The 13,337-nt window shown below is 62.8% G+C and carries 9 protein-coding genes; 4 read left to right on the forward strand and 5 right to left on the reverse strand.

Going from position 1 to position 13,337, the window contains the following annotated elements:
* The first annotated feature begins 15 nt into the window (after window positions 1–15).
* Window positions 16–2,769, forward strand: a complete 2,754-nt coding sequence (locus tag FHS84_RS14975; RefSeq protein WP_166935741.1) for a TonB-dependent receptor — start codon at window positions 16–18, stop codon at window positions 2,767–2,769.
* A gap of 104 nt (window positions 2,770–2,873) precedes the next feature.
* Here the strand turns inward: FHS84_RS14975 and FHS84_RS14980 are convergent, their stop codons facing one another.
* Window positions 2,874–4,331 carry a sulfotransferase gene (locus tag FHS84_RS14980; RefSeq protein WP_166935743.1) on the reverse strand — a complete coding sequence of 486 codons (1,458 nt, stop codon included), beginning with the start codon at window positions 4,329–4,331 and terminating at the stop codon, window positions 2,874–2,876.
* Between the two features lie 123 nt (window positions 4,332–4,454).
* Between FHS84_RS14980 and FHS84_RS14985 the strand changes: the two genes are divergently transcribed.
* Genes FHS84_RS14985 through nagE form a run of 3 tightly spaced genes read left to right on the forward strand, consistent with a single transcriptional unit; the run spans window position 4,455 to window position 10,854 of the window.
* Window positions 4,455–6,665: a family 20 glycosylhydrolase gene (locus FHS84_RS14985; RefSeq protein WP_166935745.1), complete on the forward strand. Its 2,211-nt coding sequence runs from the start codon at window positions 4,455–4,457 to the stop codon at window positions 6,663–6,665.
* A 2-nt stretch (window positions 6,666–6,667) separates the two neighbouring features.
* Window positions 6,668–9,112: a phosphoenolpyruvate--protein phosphotransferase gene (gene ptsP, locus FHS84_RS14990; protein ID WP_166935747.1), complete on the forward strand. Its 2,445-nt coding sequence runs from the start codon at window positions 6,668–6,670 to the stop codon at window positions 9,110–9,112.
* Entirely contained in the window at window positions 9,112–10,854 is a 1,743-nt protein-coding gene (nagE, locus tag FHS84_RS14995; RefSeq protein WP_166935750.1) for an N-acetylglucosamine-specific PTS transporter subunit IIBC, read from the forward strand. Before ptsP ends, nagE begins: the two co-directional genes overlap by 1 nt.
* Here nagE and FHS84_RS15000 read toward each other — a convergent pair whose 3' ends face one another.
* From FHS84_RS15000 to FHS84_RS15015, 4 genes are all read right to left on the reverse strand, one after another.
* A complete protein-coding gene (locus tag FHS84_RS15000) occupies window positions 10,855–11,838 on the reverse strand; it encodes a zinc-dependent alcohol dehydrogenase family protein (RefSeq protein WP_166935752.1) in 984 nt (327 codons plus the stop codon). It abuts the gene before it with no gap.
* Between the two features lie 38 nt (window positions 11,839–11,876).
* Complete coding sequence (locus FHS84_RS15005; RefSeq protein ID WP_166935754.1) at window positions 11,877–12,287, reverse strand: bacteriohemerythrin; 411 nt, start codon at window positions 12,285–12,287, stop codon at window positions 11,877–11,879.
* 30 nt (window positions 12,288–12,317) lie between these two features.
* Window positions 12,318–12,728 (reverse strand): bacteriohemerythrin, encoded by a 411-nt coding sequence (locus FHS84_RS15010; RefSeq protein ID WP_166935756.1) that lies wholly within the window; start codon window positions 12,726–12,728, stop codon window positions 12,318–12,320.
* Between the two features lie 74 nt (window positions 12,729–12,802).
* Complete coding sequence (locus tag FHS84_RS15015) at window positions 12,803–13,189, reverse strand: bacteriohemerythrin (RefSeq protein WP_166935758.1); 387 nt, start codon at window positions 13,187–13,189, stop codon at window positions 12,803–12,805.
* Between the last annotated feature and the right edge of the window lie 148 nt (window positions 13,190–13,337).

Raw genomic sequence — 13,337 nt, forward strand, 5'->3', positions numbered from 1 at the left:
AGAGAGGATTGAGCCATGAAGTTGAGGAGAGTGTTTGCAGGGTCCGTAAGCGTATTGGCCTTGGCGAGTCTGGCCGCGCCGGCCCTGGCCCAGGATACGGTGGAGACCGTGGTCGTGACGGGCATTCGCGCGTCGATGCAGCGCGCCATGGACATCAAGCGGGAGGCCACCACGATCGTGGATGCGGTGTCGGCGGAAGACATCGGCAAATTCCCGGACAAGAACGTCGCCGACGCGTTGCAGCGCGTTCCGGGCATCAATACGGTTTCGGCGGCATCGGGCGAGGGCGGTTTCGACGAAAACGACCGTGTGTCGACCCGTGGCACCAGCGCGAGCCTCACTCAGACACTTGTCAACGGCCACGGCGTGTCGACCGGCGACTGGTTCATCCTCGATCAGTATCAGGACATCGGGCGTAGCGTGTCGTATTCGCTGTTCCCGGCGGAAATCGTGTCGAGCGTGAAAGTCTACAAGAGCCAGCAGGCCGACTTGGTGGAAGGCGGCGTTGCCGGTTCGGTCGACATCATCACGCGCAAACCGCTCGACTTCAAAGATAACATTACATTAGAGGCAAGTGCCGAGGCCGCCTACACCACGCTGCGTGGCGATACCACGCCGCAGTTCAACGCCTTGGCGGCATGGCAGAACGATACCCATTCCTTCGGCGTCATGCTGCAGGGATTCTATGAGCAGCGAAACATTCGCCGCGACGGCCAGGAATTCCTCGGTTACTCGGCGTTCCAGCAGTACGTTCCGGCTCACACCGATGCGGGCGGCAATGCCGTTGCTGCCAGTGGCGATCTGGCGACCAGGGACCATCCCGATCTCGTCGGCGTCAATTATCCGACCCTGATCGGCTCGGCCTATTTCGAGCAGGAACGCATTCGCCAGGGCGGCGATGTGGCGGTCCAGTTCCGTCCTTCGAACAGCCTCGAATTCAATTTCGACGCCTTCTATTCGCATATGGGAGCCTCGAACAAGAACAACAACTACATGTTCTGGGGTTCGAAACAGTTTGCGGGTCCGACGGCCAACGTTCCCACCTCCTACTCGATCGTGAATAACACGCTGGTTGCGGCCTCTCTCCCGGCGAAAGCCGGTCTCGCTCCGATCGTTGCCGACTTCATCATGCGGCCGCATTCGATGAGCGATGCCTACTATTTCAACGGCGAAGTAACCTGGAATCCGACCGAGACGACGACGGTCAAGCTGAAGGCAGGCTATACGCGCGGCGCAGGTACGACACCGCAACAGGCGGCGTGGGAAGGCATGGTGGCGGCAGGCACAGGTGCGCCTTCAAGCTATGATTTCTCGAGCGGCGTCGCCAAGGTCGGCGTCACGGGCGTCGATCTGTCCAATCCGGGCGTGCTGGTGAATGACTGGGCTTGGGGTGCGGTGTCGAAGGCATCGGATCGCGAATTCTATTTCCAGGGCGACGTCGAACAGGAAGTAAAGTTTGGGCCGTTCCAAACCCTGAAGGCGGGCGTGCGCTATGCCAATCATAAGCACAAGTCGGATATCTGGGACGGCGGCGTCTCCTACGGTCCTGGACTTGGCTATACGGGCTCGGATGTCTCGAGCGACAACTATCCTTCGGACTTCGCCGACGCATTCAGGATCAGCGGCATGCTGACCAATGTCCCGAAGGGCGACATGTCCAAGATCGTCAACGTGCTCAGCACCGTCAAGAGTTGGCGTACCTATACCCAGTCGGCAGCCGACGTTACGCGCGGTTCGCGCTATATGTGGTCGGGTTCGACCGACGTGCGTGAGCAGACCTTCGCCGGCTACGCCATGGCTGTGATCGGGGGCGAGCGCTGGAAGGGCAACTTCGGCCTGCGCGTAGTCAGCACGTCCGAGAAGATCATCCAGCCGGTGAACGGCACGGCGGCCGTTGGCGGGGTCTGCCCGGCGGCGGGCGATATCTACAGCGACTTCGGCTGCTTCCACTACAATTCGCTGGAGAAGACCTATTGGGACATCCTGCCCAGCGCCAATCTCTCCTTCAATATCACCGATAATCAGACACTGCGCTTTGCGGCGGCTGAAACGATGGCCCGTCCGGACTATTCGGCGTTGGGCGGCGCGGTCAATCTCACAGACCTTACGCACGTCGGTTCGGGCGGCAATCCGCAGCTGATGCCGGTCCGCTCCGCGAACTATAACCTCAGCTACGAATGGTACTATGCACCGCAGGCGATGGTGTCGCTCGGGGTCTTCTACATGGACCTGTCGTCCTATGTGACCAAGGGCGTGACCAAGGGAACCTATCTCGACATGCTGCTAACCGGCCAGGGTGCGCCGGTGTACTCGGTCTACGACATCACCGCGCCGTACAATACGTCCGGTCATGACGAAGGTATCGAGTTCCAGCTGCAGCAGCCGATCTGGGGCGGCTTCGGTGTGATCGCGAACTACACCTATACCACCGGTGCCGAAACCGGCGGTGGCGCGTTGGTCGGCAACGCCAAGAACACCGCGAACCTCAGCGGCTATTACGAAAACGACTGGCTCAGCGCGCGCGTGTCCTACACTTATTCCTCGGCGATGCTGGTCGGCATGGACCGGTCCGCACAGGAATTCCAGAACGCTTACGGGCGGGTCGATGCCTCGGTGAACGTCTCGGTGACCGACAATCTCACCGTTACGTTCAATGGTCTCAATCTCACCAACCAAACGCTGAAGTATTACGCTAAGAACGCGACTATGCCGCGCGCGTTGTACTCGAACGGCAGCCAGCTCTACGCCGGCATTCGTTTCAAGTACTGAGAGAGATACCGTCCCGGGCACCGCGCCCGGGACGGTTCCTCGGCGGTACCTCTTCCCGAGATTGCCATCGTCTTCGCGGAGCGGCTTTGCCCTCCGCGTTTCTTTTAGTCTAGAGCTTGCAATAGCGGACCGAGCCAGTGTTCGTAGCGCCGCCAGCGTCCGATCGAACTCGTATAAATGGGGCGGCGCACCTGAAATTCGCTTTTGGTTCTGACCGCGCGTCGTGTTTCGTAAAACCTCAGACACGCCTCGTTCCAGTCCAGTCCGCAAAAGGCGACAAGCCGGCGGGCTTCGGTCTCAAAATCGGCGATCAGACGTTCATAGCGGATCTGCAAGAGCGACTCGCCCGGCAAGACGGTGCGCCAGTGAGACATCAACGCCTCGGCAGCTCGATAATACCGTCCCAGCTCGCCAAGGTCGTAGGCGTAGTTGAGACCGCTGGCGAAGAGCTGCGTGTAACAGGAAAAGCAAGTGTCGCACGCATCGCGCACGACATGGATGAGCCGCGCCCGCGGCATCGCCAGATGCAACAGCCCCAAATGGCGGAAATTGGCCGGCAGCTTGTCGACGATGCGCTTTGCCCCAGGTGCCAGCGCCGCCAACCTGACGGCGTAATAGCCGCCGAAACGCCTGAGGCCTTCCCTGCCCAGCTCGGCCAACCCGGCGGGATAATCGGGGCCGGCGAAATCGCCATCAATCAGGTCCCGCACATATTGCAGCTCGCCGGCGCCGTGCACGTCGGGATGGCTGGCGAGAATCTGCTCTACCAGCGTCGTTCCCGAGCGCGGCATGCCGACCACGAATATCGGGACCTCGCTCGGGTGGCCCGCGCCCGCGAACGGCGTCATTGCCTTGGCCGTATAGGTCTCTTTCAAGCCGCGAAAAAACGCATTGACCCCGTTTTCCTCATACGGCACCAGCGCGCGATAGATCCGGTTTCCTTCCGCCAGATGTGCGAAGGCTTCGTCGCACCTTTCCAGCTCGTCATAGGCCTTGAACAGCGCGAAATGGAGCTCGGCACGCTGGCGGCCGGAGAAATGCTGCTCATCACGCGTCAGTGCTTCCAAGGCGATCAATCGCGTGTCGTTGGCCGTAAAGCGGGCGCTCTCGGCCAGCATGTAATGGAATGTCGGATTTCCCGGATTGAGCGCAACGGCACGGATAAGCGCCTCGCGGGATTCGTCGAAGCGTCCGACCTGCTTCAGGAGGCGGCCGTATACGAAGTGCACCGCTGCGTTGTGCGGTTCTGCTTCGATAAACTGTTCAAGTCTCCCGATCGCCGCCTGCTGGCGACCGCTGGCCTCCAAAGCTTCGGCAAGCCCTATCAATGCACCGGCATGGCCGGGACGGGCGGCAAGCACCTGTTCGAACCGATAGGCCGCTTCGTCTGCCCGCCCGGTCTGGCTGCAAATGTGCCCCAGTCCGTACAGAACGTCCGGCTCGTTCGGGAACGCTACCAGCGCGGCACGATAATGGTGCTCGGCTTCGTCCAGGCGTCCCTGCCGGTGCAGTGCGACGGCGGCTTGGAAGTCATTCATCCGGTAGTGCTCGTGCTCGTACACTGTGCACTATCCGATGTTTTTGTGAGACGGGCGAGTGCTTTATGCGCTGGCATGCGGTTTTTGCGCTTTGCAGCCTTGGAGGGCGCCGATAGAGTGCCTTCTGTTTCGACGCGGCCCGCCAAAATGCTTTTTCGCTTGCGATTGACGGCAGTCGTTCTTGCCGTGCTGCCGTTCGTAGGTGCCCCGGCTGCCGATTTGAGCTTGATCCCCTGGCCGCGCGCGCTGACGCGGGAGCCGGGCACGTTCCGTCTTGCGGCGGCGACGCCGATCGTCTGTACCGGGACGAATGATGCAGGTTGTGCTGCCGCTGCCGACAGGCTGCGGGCTTGGATCGCCAAGAGCCGCGGCTTGACGCTATCGCAAGCTGCCTCCGGTCCTGCCATCGTGTTTCGGCGTACCGTGGCGCCGGCGGGCGAGGGTTATCGCCTCACCGTCACGCCCTCGAATATCACCATCGAAGCGGCGAGAGATGCCGGATTTCTCTACGGCGCGGCGACGCTATTCCAACTGGCGACGCAGCAGGCGGGCGCCACAGGCGAGATCGATATTCCCGCCGTGACCATCGACGACGCCCCGCGCTTTGCTTGGCGCGGACTGATGCTCGATTCCGTCCGTCACTTTCAGCCGCCCGCCGCCGTCAAGACGCTCCTCGACGCGATGGCGTGGCATAAACTGAATGTGCTGCATTGGCATCTGGCCGACGATCAGGGTTGGCGGATCGAGATCAAGAGGTATCCTCGCCTGACCCAGGTCGGCGCATACCGGTTCAACAGCCGTGAAGGCCGTTATGGCGGCTATTATACGCAAGCCGAAATCCGTGACATCGTGGCCTATGCGAAAGCGCGCAACATCACCGTCGTGCCGGAAATCGAGATGCCCGGCCATGCGCTGGCAGCGATCGCTGCCTATCCGCGGCTCGGGTCGGTCAAGCGCGTCTCCAAAGGTCCCTCGGGCGATTGGGGCGTCTTTCCCTATCTCTACAACGTGAACGACACGACCTTCGCGTTTCTCGAGAATGTTCTTTCCGAAGTGATGGCGCTGTTCCCGTCGCCTTACATTCACATCGGCGGCGACGAAGCTCCCAAGGATCAATGGGACGCTTCACCGGAAGTACAGAAGCGGATGCGGGCGCTCGGCATATCGGACACCAAGGCCTTGCAAGGCTATTTCACCGACCGCATCGGCAAATTCCTGCTGGCCCATGGCCGACGTCCGATCGGCTGGGACGAGATTATCGAAGGCCACCCGTCGCCCGACGCGGCCGTGATGAGCTGGCGCACGGTCGAAAGCGCCAGCGAGGCGGCCAACCTCGGCCATGACGTCGTGCTGTCGCCGGCACCGACCTACTATCTCGATTATTGTCAGGCGCAGCGCCTGGGCGAACCGACCTGCCGTGGCCCGGAAATTCCGCTGCGTGAGGTTTACGCCTTCGATCCTGCGCCGAAGGGGGCGCTGGAGAAGCATCTCATCGGCGTGCAGGCGAACGCCTGGACCGAACACATGCCGACGCCGCAGGCGATGTTCCGGGCTGTGTTCCCGCGCGCCGCCGCCCTCGCCGAAACCGGCTGGTCGACGGAGCACGACTGGAACAGATTTGTTGGAGCACTGCCGGCTCAGTTTGACCGCTACGCCGCGTTCGATTTGCCGTATGCGCCGGTCGTGTTTGCGGTCGATGTCGGGGCGGAGCCGTCGCCGGCCGGCGCCCGCATAACGCTCACCAATCAGGCCAAGTTCGGGGCACTTCGCTACACGCTGGACGGCTCCGAGCCGGGACCGAATTCGCCTCTCTACACGGCGCCGTTCGAAACCGCGATGCCGGTAACGCTGGAGGCGGCCACCTTTTCCGATGGACAGCGAATCGGTCCGGTCACGTCGAAACGCCTCGATGCGTCGTCGATTTTGCGCCGTAGTTCGTGGACAATGAATCAGTGCACCAATGACCTGCCGCTGGCCCAGAGAAGCCGCGACGGCAAGGTGTCCATGGTCAATGTGATGCATCCGTGCTGGATCTACCGGCACGCCGATCTTGGCGCTCTCAAGGGGCTCGATGTCTCTGTGGCGCCGCTTCCGTTCAATTTCCAGCTGATGCACGACATCACCAAAATCCCGCTCGATCCGAAGGCGGCGCGCAGCGGCCAACTCGAAATCCGGCGTGACGATTGCGCGGGCCCGGTACTGGCGATCGTGAAACTGCCGAAGACGCGCGGCTATCGGACGATCCGCACGACGTGGGCGTCGCAGGCCGGTGTCCACGACATCTGCCTCAATTTTGCACGCCGCAAGGTCGATCCGGTCTGGGCGATCGATTGGGTTCAGCCCTTGCGCAAGGAGTAATCATGGTCACGGTGCTGGCGCCGATGACCGGATGGGTGGCCCCGCTGGGCGAGGTGCCCGATCCGGTATTTGCCGACAAGATTATGGGCGACGGCGTCGCTATCGACCCTACCGATGGACGGATCGTGGCGCCGTGCAATGGCGTGATCGCGACGCTTGCCGCACACGCTTTCACCATTCGTGCTGCCAGTGGTATCGAGATTCTCACCCATGTCGGTCTCGATACCGTTGCGCTCAAAGGCGAGGGCTTCAAGGCCTTGGCGCGTGAAGGTCAGGTGGTCAAGGCGGGCGATCCGGTCTTGATGGCCGATCTCGATTTCCTTGCCCGCAACGCCAAAAGCCTGATCTCGCCCGTGATCGTCGTTGGCGGCGAAGGCCTGCGCATCCTTCGCCGGGCGGAGAATTGTGAAGTCGTAGCTGGTGCATTTCTGCTGGAAATCGCCGCGCTCGGCACTGCGCCCGAGGCCGCCAGCGGTACCGCGACCGTGACAGCCAAGGCGGTCGTCGCCAGCGAACATGGTCTGCATGCCCGTCCGTCGGCGTTGATCGCCACTACGGCCAAACGCTTTGCCGGCGAGATAACGCTTACCTGTCGCGGCCGCAGTGCCAACGCCAAGAGCGCGACCGCCATCATGAGCCTTGGCGTGCACCAGGGCGACGAAGTCGCGATTAGCGCTCCCTCGCGCGCCGCCACCGATGCCATCGTCGCGGTCGTGGCCGCCGTGGGCGAGCGGGAGCATCGTGTGCTGGCGCCGGCCCTTGCTCCGCGTGCGCTGCCGTCCAACACAGCAACACGGATTCACGGCATTGCTGCCGCGCCCGGCCGGGCTGTCGGCGTTGCCGTGCAGATGAGCGGGCGCGAGATCGCGGTGGTGGAAGCGGGGCGCGGCATCGCCGCCGAAACCAAGGCGTTGCGGGAAGCTATTGCCCAATTGCGCGCGCGTTTGGAGCGGACGGCGACTTCGGGGGATCGCGTCCGTCGCGAAATCCTGTCGGCGCATGTGGCGCTTCTTGATGATCCCGATCTTGTTGCGGCGGCCGAAAAGAAGATCGGCGAGGGCAAGAGTGCGGCGTTCGCCTTCCGCAGCACGGTTCGCGTTTCCGCGGAGCGCTTGCGGACGATGGACGACATGCGGATGCGCGAGCGGGCCGGCGATCTCGTCGATCTCGAGCGTCAGGTGCTGGCGCTTCTCACGGGGGCGACGGCCGCGCCAGAACGCGCTTTGCCGCCGGGCGCCATCCTGATCGCCGAAGAAATCCTTCCCTCCGATCTGAAGTCCGGCATTGCAGGTTTTGTTTCGTCCGGCGGCGGACCGACCTCTCATGCTGCGATACTTGCTGCGGGCATGAACATCCCCGCTCTGGTCGGCGCCGGGCCGCAGGTGCTGGCGATCCGGGAGGGTGGCGAACTTCTTCTCAATGCGGATGATGGTTTCGTCGATCTAGCGCCTGATGCGGCCGCGGTCGCCGACACCAGACAGCGCGTCGCGGCGGCAGCGGCTCGCCGCCAGCGGGAACAGTCCGAAGCGGTGTCCGATTGCGTCACGGCCGACGGCGTGCGGGTGGAAGTCTTCGCCAATCTCGGCAAGGGCGCCGCCGAAGCGGCGGAAGCGGTGGGGCTCGGCGCCGAAGGCTGCGGCGTGCTCAGGACCGAGTTTCTGTTCATGGATCGCGAGACCCCGCCGAGCGAAGACGAGCAGTTTGCCGCCTATCAAGGCATCGCCGACGCGCTCGCCGGCCGTCCTTTCATCATCCGCACCTTCGATATCGGTGCCGACAAGCCGGTGCCGTATTTGCACTTCCCGCCGGAAGACAATCCGCAACTCGGTCTTCGTGGCGTACGCACGGCGAGCGTCTGGCCTGAACTTCTGACGACCCAGCTCAAGGCGGCCGCGCGCGTCAAAGGGCAGGTGAGGATCATGCTGCCGATGATCACCGCGCCGCACGAAATCCGTGCAATCCGCACTGTGCTCGCCGGGATGGGCGCGTCGCTGCCGCTCGGTGCGATGGTGGAGACGCCGTCCGCCGGTCTGCTGGCTGACCAGTTGGTGGCGGACGCCGACTTTCTTTCCATCGGCACCAACGACCTCACGCAATACGTATTGGCCATCGATCGCGGGCATCGCGCCTTGTCGGGGCAGCTCGATGCGCTGCATCCGGCCGTGCTGCGCCTGATCGCCCGTGCGTCCGACGCGGCCAATGCCGTGCACAAGTCCGCTGCGGTGTGTGGCGGCCTCGCTGCCGACCTGGTGGCCGCGCCGATCCTGATCGGACTCGGCATTTCCGAACTGTCGGTGCCGCCGCCGGTGGTCCCGAGGCTGAAAGCGGCCATCCGCCGATTGAATAGCGACGCCTGCCGCACCGCCGCGCGCGCCGCACTGGAGCTCGAAACGCCCGAGGCTGTGCGCGCCCTGGTCAAAGCCAACTTCGTCGAGGAGGACCGCTGATGAAATCCGTCTTCGAGGTCCTGCAGCCTCTGGGCCGCGCCTTGATGCTGCCGATCGCCGTCCTGCCGGCGGCGGGCATTCTGTTGCGCATCGGTCAACCGGATCTGCTCAACGTCGCCTTCATCACCGAGGCAGGCAACGCGATTTTCGCCAATCTCGGTCTTTTGTTCGCGGCCGGTGTCGCGGTGGGTCTGGCCAAGGAAAACCACGGCGCGGCCGCCATCGCCGGCGTGGTGTGTTACGTGGTGGCGACCTACGCCGCCAAGGCCTTGATGGTTGTCCCACCGTCGGAACTTTCCAGCTACAGCGGCAAGGCGGCGGAGTGGGCTGCCTCCGCGTTCAAGGATCAAACCATCAAGCATCTCAGCGTGCCGACCGGCATCGTGTCCGGCCTTGTCGCGGGCTGGCTCTATAATCGCTATCACGCCATCAAACTGCCGGAGTATCTCGCCTTCTTCGGCGGCCGCCGCTTCGTGCCGATTGCGGCGGGGTTCTCGGCGTTGCTGCTCGCGTTCGTCATCGGCACGTCCGGATTCGCCATCGAGCATGCGATGGACGTGTTCAGTCATGGCGTCGTCCAGCTCGGCGCGTTGGGATTGTTCATCTACGGCGCGCTCAACCGGCTTTTGATCGTCACCGGACTGCACCACATCCTGAACTCGCTGGTGTGGTTCAACCTCGGCAGCTTTCACGGCGTGACCGGCGATTTGAATCGCTTCGCTGCGGGCGACCCCAGTGCCGGTGCCTTCATGTCGGGATTTTTCCCGGTAATGATGTTCGGCCTGCCGGCGGCGTGTCTGGCGATGTATCACACCGCCCGCCCCGACCGGAAAAAGGAGGTCGGCGGCATGCTGGCCTCGATGGCGCTCACGGCTTTTCTCACCGGCGTCACCGAGCCGATCGAATTCTCTTTCATGTTCCTGGCCCCGCCGCTTTACGCCCTTCATGCCGTCCTCACCGGCTTTTCGATGGTGGTGATGAGCCTCCTGAATGTGCATTTGGGTTTTGGCTTCTCGGCCGGATTTTTCGATTACGTGATCAACTTCAACAAGGCGCAGCATCCCTGGCTGCTGGTCCCGGTCGGGATGGCCTATTTTGCGATCTATTACGGTCTGTTCCGTCTGGCGATCCGCGTGTTCAATCTCAAGACGCTGGGTCGCGAAGAGCCGAGCGCGGCCACCGCTCCGGCCAAGGTCGTCGATGCCGCCGGGCGGGGGCAGGCTTATCTTGCTGCTCTCGGCGGCACCGAGAATATCGCCAGTGTCGATGCCTGCACCACACGGCTGCGGCTGATCGTGAATTCGAATGCCGCGGTCGACGAACCCAAGCTGAAGGCTCTCGGCGCCAAAGGATTTGTGCGGCCATCGGCCAATGCCTTGCAGGTGGTGGTAGGACCGGTCGCCGATCAGGTGGCGAGTGAAATCCGCGCGGCGATGAATAGGCCGCTTGCTGCGGCGCCGTCTGCGCGCCCTGTGGAAACAGCGAAAGCAAAGCCGATCCCGCTCGGAGCGGCAGCCGCCTACCTGAAGGCCTTGGGCGGTATCGTCAATATCGGGCGGGTATCGCGTTGCGCCAGCCGGCTGGTCGTCGATCTCAAGGACCCGAATGCCGCCGATGAGGCCGCTCTGCGGGGTGCCGGTGTCCGGAGCCTCGTGCGTTTTGGCGGCAGCGTGCATTTGATCCTTGGGCCCGACGCCGACAAGGTCGAAGCCGGATTGGTCGCCGCCTTGGGAACGCGGTAGTTACGGAATCAGCACCGCCGCGCCGGTGAGCCGTCCGTCGCGCAAGTCGGCCAGAGCCCGATTGGCGTCGGCGAGGGGATACGTCACCGTCGTGGTGTGCAGTTTGTGTGTTGCACAGAACGCCAGGAACTCCTCGCCGTCGGCGCGGGTGAGATTGGCGACCGATTTGATCTGCCGTTCGCGCCACAGGATCTCGTACGGGAACGACGGGATGTCGCTCATGTGAATGCCGCCGCATACCACTGTGCCGCCGGGCCGGATGGCACGTAAGGCCGCGGGCACCAATTCTCCGGCAGGTGCGAATAGAATCGCGGCGTCGAGCGGTTCGGGGGCGGCCTTGTCGGAATCGCCGGCCCATTCGGCGCCCATGGAAAGCGCAAAGGCCTTGGCGGTGTCGTCGCCGGGTTTGACGAAGGCGAACACGCGATCCCCGCGCGCTTTGGCAACCTGAATGACGATATGCGCCGCCGCACCGAAGCCATAGAGCCCTAGCCGCGGTGCCGGTCCGGCCATCTTCAGGCAGCGCCAGCCGATCAGTCCGGCGCACATCAAAGGCGCAGCTTCCGCATCGCTGTAATTGTCCGGCATAGGGAAAACGAAGCGGACATCGGCGATGCATTCGTCGGCATAGCCGCCGTCGATCTGGTAGCCGGTGAAGCGCGCGAAGGGGCAGAGGTTTTCCTCGCCGCGCAAGCAATACTCGCAGCGTCCGCAGGCCCAGCCCAGCCATGGCACGCCGACGCGGGTGCCGACCGCGGGGCCTGCAATTCCGTCACCAAGCTCGACGATACGGCCGATGATCTCGTGTCCGGGCACGATCGGCAGTTTGGGTTCGGTCAGTTCGCCGTCGACGACATGCAGATCGGTACGGCAGACGGCACAGGCACTGACCGCGATCCGCACTTGTCCCGGTCCGGGCTTCAGCGGTCCGGATTGTCTGGGAACCAGCGGTGTTCCCGCTTTTTCGAGGATCATGGCGTGCATGGACGGACTCTAGCGCGCTCGCCGCGCCCGTCCAAGCATCAGCGAAGTCCCTTGCTGCGCAGGAACTGGCAGTACTTTTTGTCTTCCGCCATGATGTGCCCGAGCAGCCAATAACGCAGGAACGTAATCAGTTCGAGCGACATTTCGATGCCGCCCTTGGCCAGAAGCGTGTCGCGATACTCCAGCACCTGCTGGCGCAGCTCTTCATGCGCGATGCGATGGGCGGCCTTGTCGGGATAGTCAAACTTATCGAACAGCTCTTCCTCATGCCCGAAGTGCCGCACCGTGTAGTCCACGAGCTCGTCCAGCGCGCGCTGGGCGACGCTGCGATCGACGCCGTGTTCGAACGAGTCGTGCAGCCCGTTGATGATGGCAATGAGCTTCTTGTGTTCGTCGTCGAACATCTCGACGCCGACGCTGTACTGGCTGCTCCATTCGATGAGGGGCATGGTTCTCTTTCGGTAGTTGTTGCGCAGGTCCTACCGGAGACCCTTGCGGATGAGGAAGTCGCCGTATTTGCGGTCTTCGACCAGGATGTGCTGAACCAGCCAGTCGCGCAGGAATACGGCGAGTTCCTGCGCCAGTTCGCTGCTGTCCTTTTCCATGATCTGCTTGCGATATTCGAAGACCTGCTGGCGCAGCTTGGTGTGAATGGAGATGTGCTCGGCGGCGTCGGGGTAGGCCCAGTCGTCGAAATACATTTCTTCGTGGCGGAAATGCATGAGCACGTATTCGACGAGGCTGTCGGAAATGCGCTGCAGCGCCAGCCGGTCGACGCCGGCTTCGACCGTCTCGTGGAGCTGGTTGATGATGGCGATCAGCTTCTTGTGTTCTTCGTCGAAGATCGCGATCCCGACGCTGTAGCCCTTGTTCCATTCCATGAAGTTCATGGGCGCGCCCTTGCCTGTTGTTCTATTTTGTATGGCCGGTGCCGATCAAAAGCTCGTGCCGGGCCGGTTGCAAGTCAGTGAATCCCGCTGATCCATGCCCCAAAGGTCTTGTCTTCGCCGGTGATGTGGTGGGCCAGCCAATCGGTGATCAGCTTGGTTCCGTCCACCGCATTATTACCGGTAATATCGCGCCGGAACGCAGCGACTCGCTCTTTGAGCTTGGCGTGCATGCGGCGGTGTTCTTCGGCCCGCGGATAGCCCTCGAAGCGGGCCTCCTCGTGGTCGAAATGGGTGACGGTGTGGGCCATCAACCGGTCGCAGGTGGCGGCGAGCTGTTCGGATGGCGCACCGGCCATGGCCTGATCGTGCAGCGCATTGATGATGTCGAGCAGGTCCTGGTGCTCCGCATCGAACATCGGCACGCCGATGCTGAACTCATCCTTCCAAACCACAAGCGGCATGGCGTCCTCGAGGCATAATCAACCTTGCCAGCGTAGCGCGAACGACCGCCTCACCAAGGCGCGGCAAGATGTCCAAGCGGCGCTAGCGGTAAAGTTCCGCCAACCCCGGAAGAACCATGCGGGAAGCGCTTGACTCTGAGGGCCTATC

Origin of the sequence: Rhizomicrobium electricum, assembly GCF_011762045.1 — a bacterium.
Classification (GTDB): domain Bacteria; phylum Pseudomonadota; class Alphaproteobacteria; order Micropepsales; family Micropepsaceae; genus Rhizomicrobium; species Rhizomicrobium electricum.